The following is a 19,814-nucleotide window of genomic DNA, read 5'->3' on the forward strand; positions in this document are numbered from 1 at the left end:
CGCCGACTCCCGTGAGGCTGGCCCTCGGCGTCCGCTACAACGGCCAGGCCTACCAGGGCTGGCAGAGCCAGCTGTCGGGCCAGACCGTGCAGGACAAGCTCGAAGCCGCGCTGGCCCGCTTCGCCGACCGTCCCATCTCCACGCTGTGCGCGGGCCGCACCGACGCCGGTGTGCATGGCCTGACCCAGGTGGTGCACTTCGACACCGACATCGAGCGCACGCCCTTTTCCTGGGTGCGCGGCACCAACCGCTACCTGCCGCCGGACATCGCGCTCCAATGGGCCCATCCGGTGCCCGACGCCTTCCACTGCCGCGCCAGCGCGCTGGCGCGCCGCTACCGCTATGTGCTGTCGCAGTCGCCGGTGCGCCCCAGCCTCGATGCCGGCCGCGTCGGCTGGTCGATGTACCCGCTGGACGGCGACGCGATGCGCGCCGCGGCCGCGCTGCTGATCGGCCAGCACGACTTCAGCTCCTTCCGCGCCTCGGCCTGCCAGGCGCGTTCGCCGGTCAAGACGCTGCGCCGCATCGCCATCACGCAGCACGACGCCTCGCCGGACGGCGAGCGCTGCCACTGGCATTTCGAGTTCGAGGCCGATGCCTTCCTGCACCACATGATCCGCAACCTCATGGGCTGCCTGGTGCGCATCGGCCGGGGCGACGCGCGGCCCGACTGGATCGCCGAGGTGCTGGCCGCGCGCAGCCGCAAGGTCGCGGCGCCCACCTTTGCCGCGGACGGCCTCTACTTCGTCGGCCCGTTGTACGACGCCGCCTGGGGCCTGCCGCCCGAGTCGACCTGGCAGGCCGACGACGCTGCGTATGATGGTTCGCCATGACTTCCGCCTCGCGCATCCGCATCAAGGTCTGCGGCCTCACCCGTGAACAGGATCTCGACGCGGCCGTGGATGCCGGCGTCGACGCCGTCGGTTTCGTGCTCTACCCGGCCAGCCCGCGCGCCGTGAGCGCCGAGCGCGCCGCCGAACTCGCGTCGCGGCTGCCGCCCTTCGTCACGCCGGTGCTGCTGTTCGTCAACGAGACGCCGGAGAACACCGTGGCGGCGCTGGCCCGCGTGCGGGGCGCGATGGCCCAGTTCCATGGCGACGAATCGCCCGCGCAGTGCTCGGATGCGAGCGGCCACGGCGCCTACCGCTTCCTGCGCGCCGCCCGTATTCCGCTGGGTTTGGCAGGGGCAGGCTTCGACCTCGTAAAATACGCTTCCGATTTCTCCCACGCCCAGGCCATCCTGCTCGACGCCCATGTCGACGGTTATGGCGGTGGCGGCAAGGCATTCGATTGGTCACTTCTTCCACCCGCCGTCGACGCTCACCTCGTCTTGAGTGGTGGACTCACACCTGCAAACGTGGCCGATGGCATTCGCCAGCTCCGGCCGCGCTGCCGATCGCTGGCCGTTGACGTGAGTTCCGGCGTCGAGATGTCCAAGGGCATCAAGGACGCCGCCAAGATCCGCGATTTCGTCGCGGCCGTCAGGGCCGCCGAGCTCGCATCCTCCTGACCGCCGCACCGTCTTGTTTCCGACGGGCGCGGCCCATCGAATCGAGACCTATGACCTACCAGCAACCCGATGCCAGCGGCCATTTCGGCCCCTACGGCGGCAGCTTCGCGAGCGAGACGCTCACCCATGCCATCGCCGAACTGCGCGATGCCTACGCCAAGTTCAAGGACGACCCGGACTTCCTGGCCGAATTCCACTACGAGCTCAAGCACTTCGTGGGCCGGCCCTCGCCGATCTACCACGCGGCTCGCACCAGCCGCGAGGTGGGCGGCGCGCAGATCTACCTCAAGCGCGAGGACCTTAACCACACCGGCGCGCACAAGATCAACAACGTGATCGGCCAGGCCATGCTCGCGCGCCGCATGGGCAAGCCGCGCGTGATCGCCGAGACCGGCGCCGGCCAGCACGGCGTGGCGACAGCCACCATCTGCGCGCGCTACGGCCTCGAATGCGTGGTCTACATGGGCAGCCAGGACGTGCAGCGCCAGAGCCCCAACGTCTACCGCATGAACCTGCTGGGCGCCACGGTGGTGCCGGTGGAATCGGGCAGCAAGACGCTCAAGGACGCGCTCAACGAGGCGATGCGCGACTGGGTCACGAACGTGGAAAACACCTTCTACATCATTGGCACCGTGGCCGGCCCGCACCCCTACCCGACCATGGTGCGCGACTTCCAGAGCGTGATCGGCACCGAATGCATCGAACAGATGCCCTCGATGCTGGCGGCCCAGGGCCTGCTGGGCGACGGCCGCCAACCCGACGCGGTGGTCGCCTGCGTGGGCGGTGGCAGCAACGCGATGGGCATCTTCCACCCCTACATCCCCTTCGCCGGCACCCGCCTGATCGGCGTCGAGGCGGCGGGCGAGGGCCTGGACAGCGGCAAGCATTCGGCCTCGATCCTGCGCGGCAGCTCGGGCGTGCTGCACGGCAACCGCACCTACCTGCTGCAGAACGAGGACGGCCAGGTGACCGAAACCCACAGCATCAGCGCCGGCCTCGACTATCCCGGCGTCGGCCCCGAGCACGCCTACCTGGCGGACATCGGCCGCGCCGAATACGTGGGCATCACCGACATGGAGGCGCTCGAAGCCTTCCACTACCTGTGCCGCACGGAGGGCATCATTCCCGCGCTCGAATCCAGCCACGCCGTGGCCCACGCGATGAAGCTCGCCAAGACCATGCGCACCGACCAGTCGATCCTGGTGAACCTCTCGGGACGCGGCGACAAGGACATCGGCACCGTGGCCGACCTCTCGGGCGTCGATTTCTATGACCGCCCTTCCATGCGTGGCCTGAGCGTGAAGGGAGGCAAATGATGAAGTACCCCCACGCTCGCCACTTCGTGTTCTCGCTGCCCCCCGAGGGGGCGCGTGCCTCCCTAGAGGCGGCTCGTCAGGAGGCACCATGAGCCGCATCGCTGCCGCCTTCGAGGCCCTGCAAAAGGACGGGCGCCGCGCGCTCGTGCCCTACGTCACCGCCGGCTTTCCCTACGCCGACATCACACCCGAGCTCATGCACGGCATGGTCGAGGCCGGTGCCGACGTGATCGAGCTGGGCGTGCCCTTCTCCGACCCGATGGCCGACGGTCCCGTGATCCAGAAGGCCGGCGAGGCCGCACTGGCGCTGGGCGTGGGCACGAAGCAGGTGCTGGCCATGGTCGCGGCCTTCCGCCAGACCAACGACCACACGCCGGTCGTGCTGATGGGCTACGCCAACCCGGTCGAGCGCTACAACGGCGTGCACGGCGAGGGCAGCTTCATCCGCGACGCGGCCGCCGCCGGCGTCGACGGCCTGCTGGTCGTCGACTACCCGCCCGAGGAATGCGAGGACTTCGCGGCCGACCTGCGCACGGCCGGCATCGACCTGATCTTCCTGTTGGCGCCCACCAGCACCGACGAGCGCATGGCGCAGGTCGGGCGCATCGCGACCGGCTACGTCTATTACGTCTCGCTCAAGGGCGTGACCGGCGCCGGCCACCTCGACACCGAAGCGGTCGGCCGCATGGTTCCGCGCATCCGCCAGCACGTGAGCGTGCCGGTGGGCGTGGGCTTCGGCATCCGCGACGCGGCCACGGCGCAGGCGGTCGGCTCTGCCGCCGATGCGGTGGTGATCGGCACCCGGATCATCCAGCTGATCGACGGCCAGCCGCGCGAGAAGGTGGTGCCGGCGGTGCGCGAGTTCCTGTCCGGCATCCGCCAGGCGCTGGACGCCCTGCCCGCGGCTACCCCCAAGAACGCGGCTGGCAGATAATTGCCCGTTGCCTGACCCCAGCCCCTCTTTCACATGGTGGGAGAGGGGAGCAGATCGTCGCGCGGGCCTGCCCGTGCGAAAACATAGGATTGCCCATGAGCTGGCTTGAAAAACTGCTACCCCCGAAGATCGCCCAGACCGACCCCAGCGAGCGCCGCCAGATGCCCGAAGGCCTCTGGATCAAGTGCCCGAGCTGCGAGACCGTGCTCTACAAAACCGACCTCGAGCACAACCAGAACGTCTGCCCGAGCTGCAGCCACCACCACCGCATCGGCGCGCGGGCGCGGCTCGACGCCTTCCTCGACCCCGAAGGCCGCTACGAACTGGGCCAGGAAGTGCTGCCGGTCGACGCGCTCAAGTTCAAGGACAGCCGCAAGTACCCCGAGCGGCTCAAGGAAGCGCTGGAGAACACCGGCGAGACCGACGCGCTGATCGTCATGGGCGGGTCGGTCCACAGCATCAACGTGGTCGTGGCCTGCTTTGAATTCGAATTCATGGGCGGCAGCATGGGCAGCGTGGTCGGCGAACGCTTCGTGCGCGGCGTCGAGACCGCGATCGAACAGAAGGTGCCCTTCATCTGCTTCACCGCCACCGGCGGCGCGCGCATGCAGGAAGGCCTGCTGTCGCTGATGCAGATGGCCAAGACCAATTCCGCCCTCACGCACCTGGCGAAGAAGGGCCTGCCCTACATCAGCGTGCTGACCGACCCGACCATGGGCGGCGTGAGCGCCGGCTTCGCCTTCGTCGGCGATGTGGTGATCGCCGAGCCCAAGGCGCTGATCGGCTTCGCCGGCCCGCGCGTGATCGAATCCACCGTGCGCGTGACGCTGCCCGAAGGCTTCCAGCGCGCCGAGTTCCTGCAGACCAAGGGCGCGATCGACTTCATCAGCGACCGGCGCGAGCTGCGCAAGACGATTGCCAGCACCTTGGCGATGCTGCTGCGCCAGCCCGCCGACGCGATTCTCTAGCGCCTGCAAGGCCTGACCCGGCCTCCGCGAGAGGCTGGCGTTTGCCTCAGATCATGAACACCCGCGCCATCAGGTTGCCCAGCACGATGGCCACGACCTGCAGCAGCACGATGGCGGCCAGCGGCGAGAGGTCGATGCCACCGACCAGCGGGATCACGCGGCGCAACGGGCGCACGATGGGTTCGGCCAGGCGCGACACCAGGTCGAGCAGCATGGCCGAGGCGCCCGGCACCCACGACAGCACCGCGTAGACCAGCAGCAGGGCCGTCAGGCCCGAGACCACCAGCTGCAGCAGGCCGATCAGCGAGACCAGCGGCAGGATCGCGATGCGGCCGAACTGGCCGACCAGCAGCAACAGCAGCAGGAACTTCACCATCACCAGCAGCCAGGCCGCCACGGCACTGGCCACGTCCCAGCGCTTGATCGAAGGCACGATGCGCCGCAACGGCATCACGATCCAGTCGCTCACCGCGAACACGAAGCGGCCCAGCGGGTTGCCGAAAGGCACGCGGTGGTACTGCATGTACAGCCGCAGCAGGCAGGCGCCGCCCAGCAGGCCCACGATCACATCGAGCAGGAAAGAGGGGATCTGGTAGAGCATGGCGCGTGCGGCGTGAAGGGACAGGGATGATAGTCATGCGCGCCGCAGGCCAGGCGCTTCGGCGCAGGAGTGCAAGGGTCTCTGTCATTCGGGCGCGCATCTGCTACGGTGCAGCTTGCGCCAACTTGTCCTTTCGACACCATGCCGCCCTCCGCCCCGCTCCCCTCGCCGCTGCCGCTGTTCCCGCTGGGATCGGTGCTGTTTCCCGATGGCTACCTGCCGCTGCGCATCTTCGAGGTGCGCTACCTCGACCTGATCGGCAGGTGCCACCAGCAGGGCCTGCCCTTCGGCGTGGTGAGCCTGACGGCCGGCGCCGAGGTGCGTGTGGCCGGCGCGGGCGCCGAGCGCTTCGCCACGGTCGGCACGCTGGCCACCATCCGCAGCCTGCACAGCCCGCAGCCCGGCCTGCTCGAGATCGAATGCGTGGGCACGCAACGCTTCGAAGTCCGCAGCAGCGAGCTGCAGAAGCACGGCCTCTGGACCGCCGAAGTCGACCCGGTGGCCAACGACATCGCGCTCGGCCTGCCGAGCGATCTGCAGCATGCGGCAGATGCGCTGCGCCGGCTGGTCGACACGCTGGAGCAGCGGCGCATCGCCGCGCAGGACGAGGACCTGCGCCTGCCGATTGCCGCGCCCTATCGCTTCGACGACTGCGGCTGGGTCGCCAACCGCTGGGCCGAGCTGCTGCCCATGGAGAACACGCTCAAGCAGCGGCTGATGGAACTCGACAGCCCGCTCATGCGGCTGGAACTGGTGAGCGACCTGCTGGCGCGCCACAACATTGCTGGCTGACCGGCCCGGCGCCGACCGCGGGCGGCGCGGTGCCTGCCAGGGGACGGCGGGCTAAAATCACGGGCTTCGCGCGGCACCGCTCGTGCCCTCCAGACCCTTGCCCATGACCGAAACTACGACCTCCCCCGCTCCCGCAATCGACGAAAACCAATTGATGGCCGAGCGGCGCGAGAAACTCAAGGCGCTGCGCGCCGGCCAGGGCGTCGCCTTCCCCAACGACTTCAAGCCGCAGCACCGCGCCGTGGGCCTGACCGCCTCGCACGGCGAAGCCAGCGCCGAAACGCTCGAAGCGCAGCCCGTGACGGTCAGCGTGGCCGGCCGCATGATGCTCAAGCGCGTGATGGGCAAGGCCAGCTTCGCCTCGGTGCAGGACGCCACCGGCCGCATCCAGCTCTACGTGACGCGCGACGCGCTGGGCGAAGAGGTCTACGCCGACTTCAAGCGCTGGGACCTGGGCGACATCGTCGGCGCCGAAGGCACCTTGATGAAGACCAAGACCGGCGAGCTGTCGGTCAAGGTCACGAAGCTGCGCCTGCTCACCAAGAGCCTGCGCCCGCTGCCCGACAAGTTCCACGGCATGGCCGACCAGGAGCAGAAGTACCGCCAGCGCTACGTCGACCTGATCACCGACGAATCGGCGCGTGACCGCTTCAAGGCGCGCAGCAAGGCCGTGAGCGCGCTGCGCGAGTTCATGGTGGCCAACGACTTCCTCGAGGTCGAGACGCCCATGCTGCACCCCATTCCGGGCGGCGCCAACGCCAAGCCCTTCAAGACGCACCACAACGCGCTCGACCAGGAGATGTTCCTGCGCATCGCGCCCGAGCTCTACCTCAAGCGCCTGATCGTGGGCGGCTTCGAGCGCGTGTTCGAGATCAACCGGAGCTACCGCAACGAAGGCATCTCGGTGCGGCACAACCCCGAGTTCACGATGATGGAGTTCTACGCGGCCTACTGGAACTACCAGGACCTGATGGACTTCACCGAACTGATCATCCGCACGATCGCGAAGAAGACCACCGGCGGCGAGCAGCTGACGTACCAGGGCAAGGCGGTCGACCTGAGCCAGCCTTTCGAGCGGCTCACGATCCGCGAAGCCATCGTCAAGCACACCGACGCCGGCGAGAACGTCGACGACACCACCTGGCTGATCAACGCCCTGCGCAAGATCGGCCTGAGCGAGGAAAAGAACAAGCTCTCGCAGCGCAGCCTGGCGAGCCTGCAGGTGCTGTACTTCGAGGAGACGGTCGAAGAGAAGCTCTGGCAGCCGACCTTCATCATGGAGCACCCGACCGAGATCTCGCCGCTGGCACGCGCCAACGACGACCGCCCGGAAGTCACCGAGCGTTTCGAGCTCTACATCACCGGCCGCGAGTTCGGCAACGGCTTCAGCGAGCTCAACGACGCCGAAGACCAGGCCGCGCGCTTCAACGCGCAGGTCGCGGCCAAGGACTCGGGCGACGACGAAGCCATGTTCTACGACCACGATTTCGTGCGCGCACTCGAATACGGCATGCCGCCCACCGGCGGCTGCGGCATCGGCATCGACCGCTTCATGATGCTGCTGACCGACTCGCCGAGCATCCGCGACGTGATCCTGTTCCCCGCACTGCGTCGAGAAGTTTGAACGCGACGAACGCCGGCATCGGCATCGATTTCGGCACCTCCAACTCCGCGATCGCCTGGGCGATCGATGGCGGCATCGCCGAGGCGCTGCCGCTCGAGGGCACGGCCACGACCATGCCGACCGCCCTGTTCTACAACGCCGAAGACCGCACGACGCACTTCGGCCGCGACGCCGTCGCCATGTACCTGGCCGGCGTCGAAGGCCGGCTGATGCGCTCGCTCAAGAGCCTGCTGGGCAGTTCGCTGATGCAGGAGACCACGGCCGTCTACGACGGGCTGATCAGCTTCCAGGACATCGTCGCGCGCTTCCTGCACGAGCTGGGCACGCGCGCCGAGAAGACGCTGGGCCACCGGCCCGAGCGCGTGGTGCTCGGCCGGCCGGTGCACTTCGTCGACGACGACGCCAAGCGCGACCGCCAGGCCGAAGACAGCCTGCGCCTGGCCGCGCGCGCCGCGGGCTTCCGCGAGATCGCCTTCCAGTTCGAGCCGATCGCCGCGGCCTTCGACTACGAGCAGCGCGTGAGCAAAGAGTCGGTGATCCTGATCGTCGACATCGGCGGCGGCACCTCCGACTTCACCGTGGTCCGGCTCGGCCCCGAGCGTGCGGTGCGGCCCGAACGCAGCGACGACGTGCTGGCCACCAGCGGCGTGCACATCGGCGGCACCGACTTCGACCAGCGACTGAACCTCGAACGCGTGATGCCGCTGCTGGGCTTCCGCCACCACGACGCGCGCGGGCGCGAGGTGCCGAGCAAGGTCTTCTTCGAGCTCTCGTCCTGGCACCTGATCAACTGGCTCTACGCGCCCAAGGCGGTGCGCCAGGCGCAGGAGCTGCGCACCAGCTATGCCGATCCGCGGCTGCACGCCCGGCTCATGACGGTGCTGGAAGAGCGCTACGGCCACCGCATCGCCAGCGAGGTCGAGCAGGCCAAGATCGACAGCTCGGTCGGCAATGCGGCCGTGACCATCGACCTCTCCTTTGCCGAAGCCGGCCTGGGCGCCTCGCTGACGCCCCAGGACATGGCCGAGCAGCTGGCCGATGCGCTGGGCAAGGTGGTGGCCAGCGCGCACGAATGCGTGCGCCGCGCGGGCCTGCGCAGCCACGACCTCGACGCGATCTACCTGACCGGCGGCTCCTCGGCGCTGCGCCCCTTTCAGGACGCGCTGCGGCGCAGCTTCGCCGGCGTCAAGCTGGTCGAGGGCGACCTGTTCGGCGGCGTGGCCGCGGGCCTGGCCTACGCGGCCCGGGCCACGCGCAAGACCGCCAGCACGGCGTGAAGTACCTCGCGCACTACCCGCCTGCGCTGCAGGCGCAGGTGCGCGAGCTGATCGCCACGCAGGGGCTGGCGCCGATGCTGCGCAAGCGCTACCCGGCGATGCACGCGGTGCGCACCGACCGCGCGCTGTACGACTACGTGACCGGCCTCAAGAACGAGTTCCTGCGCAACGCCGATCCGCTGTCCAAGGTGATGTTCGACAGCAAGCTGCACGTGATCCGCCATGCGTTGGGCACCCACACCACGGTCTCGCGCGTGCAGGGCAGCAAGCTCAAGGCCAAGCGCGAGATCCGCGTGGCCAACCTGTTCAAGGCGGTGCCGCTCGAGTGGCTGCGGATGATCGTGGTGCACGAGCTCGCGCACATGAAGGAGCGCGAGCACGACAAGGCCTTCTATGCGCTGTGCACGCACATGGACCCCGACTACCACCAGCGCGAGTTCGACCTGCGGCTCTACCTGACGCACCTCGACACTGGTGGCGCGCGGCTGTGGAGCGCCGAGCCGGACCCGGCCTCGGACAACCCCGACGCCTGAGAGGCTTCAGCCGGGCAGCAGGGCCGCTGCCCGACGGTAGGCCGCGGACGCGGTCAAGGCGTCCCAGTCCAGGGCGGCCGACGTGGGCAGCAAGGCGCGGCGCCGGGCCTCGCCGGCGGCATCGGGCTGCCAGCGGCCGTCGTTCGCTGCGGCACTGAAGCCGGCCAGCAGTTCATCCAACGGCGCACCCTCGCCCACGCTCTGGTTGCAGAGCATCGCCAGGTCGCAGCCGGCCGCGAGCGCGGCCAAGGCGGCGTCGGTGTAGCTGAGCAGCTGGCCGTCGATGTAGCGGCCGGCCTCCATGCTCAGGTCGTCGCTGAAGATCGCCCCCTCGAAGCCCAATCGGCCGCGCAGGATGGCCTGCAGCCATCGGGCCGAGAAGCCCGCGGGGCGTGCATCGACCTTGGGATAGATCACATGGGCCGGCATCACTGCGGCCAGCGTGCCGCCGAGCCATTCGAAGGGCCGTGCGTCGTCGGCCAGGATGGCCTTGAGGCTGCGCCGGTCGACCGGGATCGCGACATGCGAGTCGGCCTTGACGAAGCCATGGCCGGGAAAGTGCTTGCCGCAGTTGGCCATGCCGGCCTGCAGCAGGCCGTGCATCAGGCTCTTGGCCAGCAGCGCGGCGACGCGCGGGTCGCGATGGAAGCTGCGGTCGCCGATCACCGAGCTCTCGCCATGGTCGAGATCGAGCACCGGCGCGAAGCTGAAGTCGACGCCGACCGCGCGCAGCTCGCTGGCCAGCACGAAGCCGGCCGCGGTCGCGGCCTGCACGGCGCGCATCGCGTCGTCCATCCACAGCGTGCCCAGCGTGCGCATCGAGGGCAGCCGGGTGAAACCGTCGGTGCGGAAGCGCTGCACGCGCCCGCCCTCGTGGTCGACGCAGACCAGGATGTCGGGCCGGATCGCCTTGATCTCGGCATTGAGCGCCTGCATCTGTGCCCTGTCCTGCCAGTTGCGCGCGAAATGGATCACGCCGCCGACCTGCGGATGGGCGAGCCGGCGCCGGTCGGCGGGCGTGAGCGCGGTGCCGGCCACGTCGATCACGAGGGGCCGCTGGGTCGTCGTCGGGGAATTCATGGGCTCGGGTCCGTCTTCGGGTTCTGCTCGACCACCACGAAGCTGGCCGCGTAATCGGTTTCGTCGGTCACAGTGACGTGGGCCGTGAGCCCGCGGGCCTCGAACCACTCCTTGAGCACGCCGTGCAGCACGATCACCGGCTTGCCGCTGCGCTCGTTGGCGATCTCGCAGAGCCGCCAGCTCATGGGCATGCGCATGCCCATGCCGACGGCCTTGCTGAAGGCCTCCTTGGCCGAGAAGCGCGTCGCCAGGTAGCTCAGGCCGCGCTTGGGCCAGCGCGCGCTGCGCGCCTGCCAGACCGCGAATTCGGCGTCGCTGAGCACCTTGCGCGCAAAGCGCTCGCCCTGGCGCTCGAAGGTGGCGGCGACGCGGCGCAGGTCGCAGATGTCGGTGCCGATGCCGTAGATCACGCGTTCACTTGGCGGCCTGCGCCTCGTCGATGCAGCGCAGGTAGTCGCGCGTGGTGGCCGCGTAGCCCAGCTCGAGCGCGTCGGCGACGAAGGCATGGCCGATCGAGACCTCCTTGACACCCGGCACTTCCCGCAGGAAATCGCTGAGGTTGTCGCGGCTCAGGTCGTGGCCGGCATTGACCTCGAGGCCCGCGGCCTGGGCGGCGCGCGCGGTCTCGGCATAGCGTGCCAGCACTTCGGCGGCCTTTGCCGTGCCGCGCGAGGCTGCATAGCCTTCGGTGTAGAGCTCGACCCGGTCGGCGCCCACGGCCTTGACCGCGGCCATCATCTCGGGGATCGGGTCCATGAACAGGCTCACGCGCACGCCCAGCGCCTTGGTTTCGGCGATCAGCGCGCGCAGGCGCTCGGCGTCGGCCGGAAAGCTCCAGCCGTGGTCGCTGGTCGACTGCGTCTCGCTGTCGGGCACGAAGGTGGCCTGGTGGGGCCGGCAGGCGCGCACGAAGTCCATCAGGTTGTGGAAGGGGTTGCCTTCGATGTTGAACTCGACCTGCTGCCAGTCGCGCGACAGCAGCGCCCAGAGATCGTGCACGTCGTGTGCGCGGATGTGGCGCTCGTCGGGCCGCGGGTGCACCGTGATGCCCGTGGCGCCGGCTTCCAGGCACAGGGTCGCGGCGCGCAGCACGCTGGGGATGCCGAGGTGGCGCGTGTTGCGCACCAGTGCAACCTTGTTCAGGTTGACCGAAAGGGCCGTGGGGGAGGAAGGCGTGGTCATGGGCGATCAGAGGGCTTGCAGATCCCGCATCATCTGCCGGGTCCGCAGGGTGGTAACGCCGCAATGGTAGTTCAGCAGCGTGCGCAGCTGGCTGCGCAGGGCCGCGTTGCTGCCGGCGCTGAGCAGGGCCACGCAGCGCAGCGTGGCCGAAAAGGGTGCGCGCTCGTCCAGCGCGTCCTGCAGCGCCAGCCAGTCGGCGCCCGCGAGCGCGGCGTCGGCGGGGGCCGCCTCGCGCAGGCCGGCCTCGGGCAGCAGCACGTAGCGCAGATCGTCGGCCAGCGGCGCCAGCGTCAGGGTTTCGGTGTCGAGCGTGGGCAGCAGGCCGACGCCGCGCAGCAGCAGCAGCTCGAAGGCCCGCAGCGCGGCCGCCTGCGTCGCGGCCTGGGCCACGCCATGGTCGCTGGCCAGCACCTCGACCACCCCGGCATAGGCGTCGAACAGCGCCTCGTGCGCATCGTCGCGCGCCAGCAGACGCAGCAGCAGTTCGTTGACGTAGTAGCCCGACAGCAGCGCTTCGCCGGTGGGCATCACCAGGCCGCCCATCCATTCGGCGCTCTTGAGCGTGCGGATCTCGGCGTCGCCGCCGTAGTTGAGCTGCAGCGGCTGCAGCGGCAGCAGCACCGGCCGGAAGTTGGAGCTGGGCCGCTTCGCGCCCTTGGCCACGATGGCCACGCGGCCGTGGTGGCGGGTGAAGACCTCCAGGATCACGCTCGACTCGCTCCAGTCGTAGCGGTGCAGCACGTAGGCGGGTTCGTGGGAAACGCGTTGGGTGGCCATGTCAGTGCGCGAGGGGCGTCGAGGCCGCCGGCCGGCCGCAGGCGCGGCGCCCGGCGACGACGCGCGGCGCGCGAGTCCGGGCTGTGCTTATTCGTAACCGAAGCTGCGCACGCGGGCTTCGTCGTCGGCCCAGCCGGAGCGCACCTTGACCCACAGCTCGATGAACACCTTGGCGTCCATCAGCTTCTCGAGCTCGACGCGGGTCTCGGTGCCGATGCGCTTGATGCGGTCGCCCTTGTCGCCGATGACCATGGCCTTGTGCGTATCGCGCTCGACCACGATGGTCGCGGCGATGCGCATGAGGCGCTTCTGGCCCTTCTTCTGCGGCGGCTCTTCCTCGAACTTGTCGATGATCACGGTCGAGGTGTAGGGCAGTTCGTCGCCGGTCAGGCGGAACAGCTTCTCGCGCACCATTTCGCCGGCCAGGAATTTCTCGCTGCGGTCGGTGAGTTCGTCCTCGCCATAGAACCAGGGCTGCTCGGGCAGGTACTTGGCGCAGATGGCGAACAGGCGCTCGACGTCCTTGGCGCTCTTGGCCGACATCGGCACGAGCTCGGCAAAGTCGTGCTTCTCGTGCATGGTCTGCAGCCAGGGGGCCACGTCGCCACGGCGGTGGATGTTGTCGAGCTTGTTGGCCAGCAGCACCGTCGGGATGCCCTTGCCCAGCAGCTTGAGCACGCGCTCGTCGGCCGGCGTGAAGCTGCCGGCCTCGACCACGAACAGGATCAGGTCCACGTCGCCGACCGCGCCCAGCACGGTCTTGTTGAGCGACTTGTTGAGCGCGTTGGCGTGCAGTGTCTGGAAGCCGGGCGTGTCGACGAACACGAACTGCGTGGCCTCGCGGGTGCGCATGCCGGTGATGCGGTGGCGCGTGGTTTGCGCCTTGCGCGAGGTGATGCTGATCTTCTGGCCGACCAGCGCATTGAGCAGCGTCGACTTGCCCACGTTGGGCTTGCCGACGATGGCGATCAGGCCGCAGTGCTGCGGGCCGTGGGCCAAGGCTTCAGCGCTTGCAGCGCCGGGCATCGCGGGCATGGGGGGCATGCCGGGAATGGGCGGGAGCAGGTTCTCGGGGGCGCCGTCGGCGTCGGGGACATCGTGTGTAGGGGTCATGTTGCTTTCGTGCCGCGGGCCTTGAGTCGGATCAGCATCGCCGCGGCCGCGGCCTGCTCGCCGGCGCGTCGCGAACCGCCGATGCCGCGCTCGGTCAGCCCCAGTTCGGGCACCTCGCACTCGACATCGAAGGTCTGCTTGTGGGCTGCGCCGAGCGTGCCGCTGACGCGGTAGACCGGCAGTTTCATTTTGTGCCCCTGCAGCCATTCCTGCAATTCGGTCTTGGGGTCTTTGGCGGCGGCGTCCATGCGCGGCGTGATCTCGACCGCTTCGTAGAGCCGGCGCACCAGCGCCTGCGCGGCGCCGTAGCCGGCATCGAGGTAGACGGCACCGATCAGCGCCTCGAGCGCATCGGCCAGGATCGAGGGCCGGCTGGGGCCGCCCGAGCGGGCCTCGCCCTCGCCGAGCCGCAGCAGCGGCGAGATCGCCAGCTTGACGGCCAGCTGGTGCAGCGTGTCCTGCTTGACCAGGTTGGCGCGCACCCGCGAGAGATCGCCCTCGGGCAGGTCCGCGAGCCGCTCGTAGAGCAGGTGCGAGACGGCCAGGCTCAGGACCGAATCGCCGAGAAATTCGAGCCGCTCGTTGTGGTCGGCGGAAAAACTGCGATGGGTGAGTGCGCGCTGAAGCAGCCGCGCGTCGGCGAAGGTATGCCGGAGGCGCGCCTGCAGCGCAACAAGAGCGCCTTCTGCCACGGTCAGCGGGACTGGCCCTGGCCCTTGTACTTGAGTACCAGGTAGGCCGGGCCGAACAGATGGATTTCGCGGTCGTAGGCATAGGACACGACGACCTTGTCGCCGACCTTCTGCACGTCGAGGTCCTTGCCGCTGACCGACTTGAAGTCGTCGATGGCCTGGGCGCGGTCGAAGATGGCGCGCACTTCGGGCACCGTGCTGCCTTCGGCGGCCTTGGCGGCGGCCTTGTTGATGGCCTGGTACTCGATCAGCGTGGGAATGACCTGTGCCACCACCACGCCGACGCAGGCCAGCACGATGGCCACGAACAGCAGCCCGATGAAGGAGATGCCACGCTGCCTCGACGCGCCCATCGACCGATCGATCCTCTTTGCCATTGCTCTACCCTCGAATGATTGCTTTTATTGGAACGCGCCGATGCGCTTGAGATTGCCGAAGTTCATCCAGACGAAGAACGCGCGCCCCACGATGTTCTGATCGGGAACGAAGCCCCAATAGCGCGAATCGAGGGAGTTGTCGCGGTTGTCGCCCATCATGAAATAGTGGCCGGCGGGCACCTTGCAGACCACGCCCTCGACACTGTAACGACAATTGTCCCGGTCCGGAAAGCTCATCACTTCCACGTCCGAGATGCCGGCACGGCGGGTTTCGTCATTGAGCAGCTTGTGCTGCGTGGTGCCCAGCGTCTCGGTGTACTGCTTGAGGTAGCGCATGGTCTCCTCGTCGAAGAACTCGGGGATCGCGTCCTTGCTCACCGGCTGGCCGTTGATGGTCAGCTGCTTGTTCAGGTAGGCCACCTCGTCGCCGGGCACGCCGACCACGCGCTTGATGTAGTCGAGGCTGGGCTTGGGCGGGTAGCGGAACACCATCACGTCGCCGCGGGCCGGCGCCTTGCCTTCGGTGATCTTGGTGTTGAGCACCGGCAGGCGCAGGCCGTAGGTGAACTTGTTCACCAGGATCAGGTCGCCCGTGAGCAGCGTCGGCATCATCGAGCCCGACGGGATCTTGAACGGCTCGAACAGGAAGGAACGCAGCAGGAACACCACCAGGATCACCGGGAACAGGCCGGCGGTCCAGTCCAGCCACCAGGGCTGCATGATCAGCCGCTCGCGTGCCTTGACGTCGACGCGGTCGACCTGCTCGATGCCCTGGCGCGCCAGTTCTTCGCGCCGCTGCACGAGCGAGGCGTCGAGCCGTTCGGCGGCGCGCCGGCGCCGGGGCAGGAAGTAGAAGCGCTCGGCCAGCCAGTACAGGCCGGTGACGACCGTCGCCACGAACAGCAGCAGCGCGAAGTTGCCTTCGACCGCACCGAAATACCAGGCGCCGACGTAAGCGGCAAACGCGGCGAGGATGAGAGAGGTGAGGAATGCCATCTTCGTTTTTTTTAGATGCTGCAGGCGTCAGGAACGACGCGGTCCCATGCCGGTAATACCGCGCAACCGGCGATGCCGGGCCGCCGGTATCGCCCTTCGAGGGGGCGGCGCGAGGCGCTACGGAGGTGGTTCATTCTCAGTCTTCGACTTGCAGGATCGCGAGGAAGGCCTCTTGCGGCACCTCGACGGAGCCGATCTGCTTCATTCGCTTCTTGCCCGCCTTCTGCTTCTCGAGCAGCTTCTTCTTGCGGGAGATGTCGCCGCCGTAGCACTTGGCGAGCACGTTCTTGCGAAGGGCCTTGATTGTCTCACGCGCGATGATGGTGACGCCGATCGCGGCCTGGATCGCCACGTCGAACATCTGGCGCGAAATGATCTCGCGCATCTTGGCCACCACCGCCCGGCCGCGGTACACGCTCTGGCTGCGGTGCAACATGATCGACAGCGCATCGACCTTCTCGCCGTTGAGCAGAATGTCGACCTTCACCACCTCGGCCGCGCGGTACTCCTTGAACTCGTAGTCCATCGAGGCATAACCCCGGCTGACACTCTTGAGCTTGTCGAAGAAATCGAGCACGATTTCAGCCAGCGGCATCTCGTAGGTCAACACCACCTGGCGGCCTTTGTAGGCCATGTTCATCTGCACGCCGCGCTTCTGATTGGCCAGCGTCATCACCACGCCCACGTACTCCTGCGGCATGTAGAGGTGCATGGTCACGATGGGTTCGCGGATCTCGGCGGTCTTGCCGATCTCGGGCATCTTGGACGGGTTCTCGACCATGATGACCTGGCCATCGTTCTTGACGACCTCGTAGACCACGCTCGGCGCGGTGGTGATCAGGTCCTGGTCGAACTCGCGCTCCAGTCGCTCCTGCACGATCTCCATGTGCAGCAGGCCCAGGAAGCCGCAGCGAAAGCCGAAGCCCAGCGCCTGGCTGACCTCGGGCTCGTAGTGCAGCGACGCGTCGTTGAGCTTGAGCTTTTCAAGGGCGTCGCGCAGCGAGTCGTATTCGCTGGCTTCGGTCGGGTACAGCCCGGCGAACACCTGCGGCTGGATTTCCTTGAAGCCGGGCAGCGCCTCGGTCGCGGTGGCCGCCGCGCCGCCGGTGCCGTGCTTGATCAAGGTCACCGTGTCGCCCACCTTGGCCGCCTGCAGTTCCTTGATGCCGGCGATGATGAAGCCCACCTCGCCCGCTTCGAGCGACTCGCGTTTCTCGGTGGCCGGCGTGAACACGCCCAGCTTGTCGGCGTTGTACATCGCGCCCGAGGCCATCATCTTGATGCGCTCGCCTTGGACCAGCCGGCCATCCACCACGCGCACCAGCATCACGACACCGACGTACGGATCGAACCAGCTGTCGATGATCATGGCGCGCAGCGCCGCATCGGGGTTGCCACGCGGCGGAGGCACGTTGGCGACCACCGCTTCGAGGATGTCGTCGATGCCGACGCCGGTCTTGGCAGAGCACAGGATCGCCTCGGTGGCATCGATGCCGATCACGTCTTCGATTTCCGACCTGGCGTTGTCGGGATCCGCGTTCGGCAAGTCAATCTTGTTGAGCACCGGCAGCACTTCGACGCCGAGGTCGAGCGCGGTGTAGCAGTTGGCCACCGTCTGCGCTTCCACACCCTGCGATGCATCGACGACGAGCAGCGCGCCTTCGCATGCCGACAGCGAACGACTCACTTCGTAGGAGAAGTCGACGTGGCCCGGCGTGTCGATCAGATTGAGGTTGTAGACCTGCCCATCACGTGCCTTGTAGTGCAGCGCAGCGGTCTGCGCCTTGATGGTTATCCCACGCTCTTTCTCGATGTCCATCGAGTCGAGAACCTGCGCTTCCATCTCGCGTTCCGCAAGGCCGCCGCAACGCTGGATCAGGCGGTCGGCGAGCGTCGACTTGCCGTGGTCGATGTGCGCAATGATCGAAAAATTTCTGATGTGATTCATCAACGGGAACGCTTAAGTACTTGAATTGCCTCGTGCGCAGAAGGCGACAGGCAAGAAAAAAGGGCGCGTCCGAAAGAGACGCGCCCTGAACCAACAAGCAATGGCAACTGCAGTAGTTGGGACTTCATTGTAGGCAAAAAGGGGCGCGCGTACATGTAGTGGCCAGGTCAGGAAGGCTCGTTGCAGGTCAGCAACAGGAAAGTTATGAACAGCTTGTTAACAGATAGGGTGGGCAACTGGCGGGACAACTTGTGGGTGATCTGTGGACCACCAGTGGACTGTCAGGGGACATACCGCATGGTGAACGCGTCCGATGCCTTTATGCCGTCCCAGCGTCTCAATCGCGGCCCATTCTACTAAAACAAGTCGTTAGTCTTACGGAAATGTTGGCTTTCACTAACTTATGAAGCCTCCGAAGCCGCCGAAAAAATCTTCGCGATGGGTCTTCGAAGCCCGTTCAAGCCCGGAAAAAAGGCCCCAAACCCGACTGCCGGGTGGGGCCACTTGACCGGCGTCCGAAGATCAGCGGGTGGGTCGGATCAGCGCGTACTGCGCCCACTCGCCGCGGCGGAACAGCACGCTCACGGGCTTGGACTTGTCGGCCTTGCCCAGGGCAGCGTCGAGTTCCTTGACGCTGGTCACCTCGGCATTGCCGAGCGCCAGGATCACGTCGCCTTCGCGCAGGCCGGCACGTGCGGCCGCGTCGGTGGCGGCGTCGATCTTCACGCCACCGCGCACCTTCAGCGCCTTCTTCTGCACCTCGGTCAGGTCGCTCACGGCGAGGCCCAGCGACTTGGCTGCCGCGGAAGCCGAGGACTTCGGTGCCGGCTCCTCGCGCTCCACGGCCGGGCGCGCCGGCTTGTCGGGCTCGATTTCGGCAATGGTCACATTCAGGTCGCGGAAGGCGCCGCGTCGGTACACGGTGATCGTGCTCTTCGTGCCCGGCTTGGTGTTGCCGACCAGCCGTGGCAGGTCGCGCGAGTTCTCGATGGCCTTGCCGTCGAACTTGGTGATGATGTCACCCGCCTCGACGCCGGCCTTCTCGCCCGGCGAGCCGGCCTCGACGCTGCGCACCAGCGCGCCCTGCGCCTTGCCCAGGCCGATCGACTCGGCGACATCCTTGGTCACCTGGTCGATGCTCACGCCGATCCGGCCGCGCGACACGCGGCCCGTGGCCCGCAGCTGTTCGCTCACGCGGATCGCCTCGTCGATCGGGATCGAGAAGGAGATGCCCATGAAGCCGCCCGAACGCGAGTAGATCTGGCTGTTGATGCCGACCACCTCGCCGCGCATGTTGATCAGCGGGCCGCCGGAGTTGCCGGGGTTGATCGCCACATCGGTCTGGATGAAAGGCAGGTAGTCGCCGGTGTCGCGCTGCTTGGCGCTGACGATGCCCGCGGTCACGGTGTTCTCGAGGCCGAACGGCGAGCCGATGGCCATCACCCATTCGCCCACGCGCAGCTTCGATACGTCGCCGACCTTCAGCGCCGGCAGGCCGGTGGCATCGATCTTCACGACCGCCACGTCGGTGCGCTTGTCGGCACCGATGATCTTGGCCTTGAATTCGCGCTTGTCCGGCAGCGTGACCAGCACTTCGGAGGCGTCTTCGACCACGTGCGCATTGGTCATCACGAAACCGTCGGCGCTCAGGATGAAGCCCGAGCCCACGCCGCGCGGCCGGCTTTCTTCCTGCGGCTCCTGCGGGCGATTGGGACGCGGCGCCGAACGCGGCGCGCCTGGGGCCGGCTGCCCGAAGAAGCGGCGGAAGAACTCCTGCATCTCCTCGTCCATCTCGCCGTTGGCGCCGCCACCGCGCTGGGTCACCTTCTCGACGGTACGGATGTTGACCACCGCCGGACCGACCTGATCGACCAGGTCGGTGAAATCAGGCAGGGTGCGGGTCTGCGCCTGCGCACTGGCCAGCGGCAGCAGGCCGCCGCCCGCCACCAAGACCAGCGCAGAAGCCAGCAGGCAGGCGCGGAGTTTTTTCCCCTCGGCTTTGAGCATCATCATTGGATTTCTTTTCATGGAAGAACAGCGAACAGTATCCAGCTATGAATGGGCAACGCCCATTTGGTTCAGCGCGCGCTGCCG

20 protein-coding genes are annotated in these 19,814 nt (G+C 67.6%); 9 read left to right on the forward strand and 11 right to left on the reverse strand.

Annotation, left to right across the window (positions count from 1 at the left end; all coding sequences use genetic code 11):
• Positions 1–11: 11 nt before the first annotated feature.
• The 5 genes from truA to accD all read left to right on the forward strand — a co-directional run bounded on the left by truA (position 12) and on the right by accD (position 4,728).
• Positions 12–833 carry a tRNA pseudouridine(38-40) synthase TruA gene (truA, locus tag K0H49_RS05985; protein WP_219210253.1) on the forward strand — a complete coding sequence of 274 codons (822 nt, stop codon included), beginning with the start codon at positions 12–14 and terminating at the stop codon, positions 831–833.
• Positions 830–1,510 carry a phosphoribosylanthranilate isomerase gene (locus tag K0H49_RS05990; RefSeq protein WP_219210255.1) on the forward strand — a complete coding sequence of 227 codons (681 nt, stop codon included), beginning with the start codon at positions 830–832 and terminating at the stop codon, positions 1,508–1,510. The genes truA and K0H49_RS05990 overlap by 4 nt, the downstream gene beginning before the upstream one ends.
• A gap of 50 nt (positions 1,511–1,560) precedes the next feature.
• Positions 1,561–2,826, forward strand: a complete 1,266-nt coding sequence (gene trpB / locus K0H49_RS05995; protein ID WP_219210257.1) for a tryptophan synthase subunit beta — start codon at positions 1,561–1,563, stop codon at positions 2,824–2,826.
• A gap of 88 nt (positions 2,827–2,914) precedes the next feature.
• Positions 2,915–3,760, forward strand: coding sequence for a tryptophan synthase subunit alpha (trpA, locus tag K0H49_RS06000; protein WP_219210259.1), 846 nt, complete (start codon positions 2,915–2,917; stop codon positions 3,758–3,760).
• A gap of 95 nt (positions 3,761–3,855) precedes the next feature.
• The gene (gene accD, locus K0H49_RS06005; protein WP_183024473.1) at positions 3,856–4,728 is read left to right on the forward strand and encodes an acetyl-CoA carboxylase, carboxyltransferase subunit beta; all 873 of its coding nucleotides are present in this window, start codon (positions 3,856–3,858) and stop codon (positions 4,726–4,728) included.
• 46 nt (positions 4,729–4,774) lie between these two features.
• Here accD and K0H49_RS06010 read toward each other — a convergent pair whose 3' ends face one another.
• Positions 4,775–5,329, reverse strand: coding sequence for a YggT family protein (locus K0H49_RS06010; protein ID WP_219210261.1), 555 nt, complete (start codon positions 5,327–5,329; stop codon positions 4,775–4,777).
• 141 nt (positions 5,330–5,470) lie between these two features.
• Here K0H49_RS06010 and K0H49_RS06015 point away from each other — a divergent pair, with 141 nt between their 5' ends.
• The 4 genes from K0H49_RS06015 (at position 5,471) to K0H49_RS06030 (ending at position 9,555) form a co-directional block, all read left to right on the forward strand.
• Positions 5,471–6,121, forward strand: a complete 651-nt coding sequence (locus K0H49_RS06015; protein WP_219210263.1) for an LON peptidase substrate-binding domain-containing protein — start codon at positions 5,471–5,473, stop codon at positions 6,119–6,121.
• Positions 6,122–6,224: 103 nt separating this feature from the next.
• On the forward strand, positions 6,225–7,745 hold the full coding sequence (gene lysS / locus K0H49_RS06020; RefSeq protein WP_219210265.1) for a lysine--tRNA ligase: 1,521 nt from the start codon (positions 6,225–6,227) through the stop codon (positions 7,743–7,745).
• The gene (locus K0H49_RS06025) at positions 7,742–9,022 is read left to right on the forward strand and encodes an Hsp70 family protein (protein ID WP_219210266.1); all 1,281 of its coding nucleotides are present in this window, start codon (positions 7,742–7,744) and stop codon (positions 9,020–9,022) included. The genes lysS and K0H49_RS06025 overlap by 4 nt, the downstream gene beginning before the upstream one ends.
• On the forward strand, positions 9,019–9,555 hold the full coding sequence (locus K0H49_RS06030) for a M48 metallopeptidase family protein (protein ID WP_219210268.1): 537 nt from the start codon (positions 9,019–9,021) through the stop codon (positions 9,553–9,555). Before K0H49_RS06025 ends, K0H49_RS06030 begins: the two co-directional genes overlap by 4 nt.
• Before the next feature lie 6 nt (positions 9,556–9,561).
• Here K0H49_RS06030 and nagZ read toward each other — a convergent pair whose 3' ends face one another.
• From nagZ to K0H49_RS06080, 10 genes are all read right to left on the reverse strand, one after another.
• Complete coding sequence (nagZ, locus tag K0H49_RS06035; protein ID WP_219210276.1) at positions 9,562–10,635, reverse strand: beta-N-acetylhexosaminidase; 1,074 nt, start codon at positions 10,633–10,635, stop codon at positions 9,562–9,564.
• A complete protein-coding gene (gene acpS, locus K0H49_RS06040; protein WP_219210278.1) occupies positions 10,632–11,045 on the reverse strand; it encodes a holo-ACP synthase in 414 nt (137 codons plus the stop codon). The genes nagZ and acpS overlap by 4 nt, the downstream gene beginning before the upstream one ends.
• 4 nt (positions 11,046–11,049) lie before the next feature.
• On the reverse strand, positions 11,050–11,817 hold the full coding sequence (locus tag K0H49_RS06045) for a pyridoxine 5'-phosphate synthase (RefSeq protein ID WP_219210280.1): 768 nt from the start codon (positions 11,815–11,817) through the stop codon (positions 11,050–11,052).
• Positions 11,818–11,823: 6 nt separating this feature from the next.
• A complete protein-coding gene (recO, locus tag K0H49_RS06050) occupies positions 11,824–12,594 on the reverse strand; it encodes a DNA repair protein RecO (RefSeq protein ID WP_219210282.1) in 771 nt (256 codons plus the stop codon).
• A gap of 87 nt (positions 12,595–12,681) precedes the next feature.
• Complete coding sequence (gene era, locus K0H49_RS06055) at positions 12,682–13,638, reverse strand: GTPase Era (protein ID WP_374122350.1); 957 nt, start codon at positions 13,636–13,638, stop codon at positions 12,682–12,684.
• A gap of 65 nt (positions 13,639–13,703) precedes the next feature.
• Positions 13,704–14,399 (reverse strand): ribonuclease III, encoded by a 696-nt coding sequence (rnc, locus tag K0H49_RS06060; protein WP_219210290.1) that lies wholly within the window; start codon positions 14,397–14,399, stop codon positions 13,704–13,706.
• Positions 14,400–14,401: 2 nt separating this feature from the next.
• The gene (locus tag K0H49_RS06065) at positions 14,402–14,776 is read right to left on the reverse strand and encodes a DUF4845 domain-containing protein (protein ID WP_257624600.1); all 375 of its coding nucleotides are present in this window, start codon (positions 14,774–14,776) and stop codon (positions 14,402–14,404) included.
• A gap of 24 nt (positions 14,777–14,800) precedes the next feature.
• Entirely contained in the window at positions 14,801–15,772 is a 972-nt protein-coding gene (lepB, locus tag K0H49_RS06070; RefSeq protein ID WP_219210291.1) for a signal peptidase I, read from the reverse strand.
• 136 nt (positions 15,773–15,908) lie between these two features.
• On the reverse strand, positions 15,909–17,720 hold the full coding sequence (gene lepA / locus K0H49_RS06075; protein ID WP_219210298.1) for a translation elongation factor 4: 1,812 nt from the start codon (positions 17,718–17,720) through the stop codon (positions 15,909–15,911).
• A 522-nt stretch (positions 17,721–18,242) separates the two neighbouring features.
• Entirely contained in the window at positions 18,243–19,730 is a 1,488-nt protein-coding gene (locus K0H49_RS06080; protein ID WP_219213057.1) for a DegQ family serine endoprotease, read from the reverse strand.
• Between the last annotated feature and the right edge of the window lie 84 nt (positions 19,731–19,814).

The organism is Variovorax boronicumulans (genome assembly GCF_019352895.1).
In the GTDB taxonomy this organism is placed as follows: Bacteria; Pseudomonadota; Gammaproteobacteria; order Burkholderiales; family Burkholderiaceae_C; genus Variovorax; species Variovorax boronicumulans_A.

Coding starts and splice junctions, on each gene's coding strand:
- K0H49_RS05990 (WP_219210255.1), top strand. CDS start 830: ATGACTTCCGCCTCGCGCATCCGCATCAAGGTCTGCGGCCTCACCCGT.
- trpB (WP_219210257.1), top strand. CDS start 1,561: ATGACCTACCAGCAACCCGATGCCAGCGGCCATTTCGGCCCCTACGGC.
- trpA (WP_219210259.1), top strand. CDS start 2,915: ATGAGCCGCATCGCTGCCGCCTTCGAGGCCCTGCAAAAGGACGGGCGC.
- accD (WP_183024473.1), top strand. CDS start 3,856: ATGAGCTGGCTTGAAAAACTGCTACCCCCGAAGATCGCCCAGACCGAC.
- K0H49_RS06010 (WP_219210261.1), bottom strand. CDS start 5,329: ATGCTCTACCAGATCCCCTCTTTCCTGCTCGATGTGATCGTGGGCCTG.
- K0H49_RS06015 (WP_219210263.1), top strand. CDS start 5,471: ATGCCGCCCTCCGCCCCGCTCCCCTCGCCGCTGCCGCTGTTCCCGCTG.
- lysS (WP_219210265.1), top strand. CDS start 6,225: ATGACCGAAACTACGACCTCCCCCGCTCCCGCAATCGACGAAAACCAA.
- nagZ (WP_219210276.1), bottom strand. CDS start 10,635: ATGAATTCCCCGACGACGACCCAGCGGCCCCTCGTGATCGACGTGGCC.
- K0H49_RS06045 (WP_219210280.1), bottom strand. CDS start 11,817: ATGACCACGCCTTCCTCCCCCACGGCCCTTTCGGTCAACCTGAACAAG.
- recO (WP_219210282.1), bottom strand. CDS start 12,594: ATGGCCACCCAACGCGTTTCCCACGAACCCGCCTACGTGCTGCACCGC.
- era (WP_374122350.1), bottom strand. CDS start 13,638: ATGCCCCCCATGCCCGCGATGCCCGGCGCTGCAAGCGCTGAAGCCTTG.
- K0H49_RS06065 (WP_257624600.1), bottom strand. CDS start 14,776: ATGGCAAAGAGGATCGATCGGTCGATGGGCGCGTCGAGGCAGCGTGGC.
- lepB (WP_219210291.1), bottom strand. CDS start 15,772: ATGGCATTCCTCACCTCTCTCATCCTCGCCGCGTTTGCCGCTTACGTC.
- lepA (WP_219210298.1), bottom strand. CDS start 17,720: ATGAATCACATCAGAAATTTTTCGATCATTGCGCACATCGACCACGGC.
- K0H49_RS06080 (WP_219213057.1), bottom strand. CDS start 19,730: ATGATGCTCAAAGCCGAGGGGAAAAAACTCCGCGCCTGCCTGCTGGCT.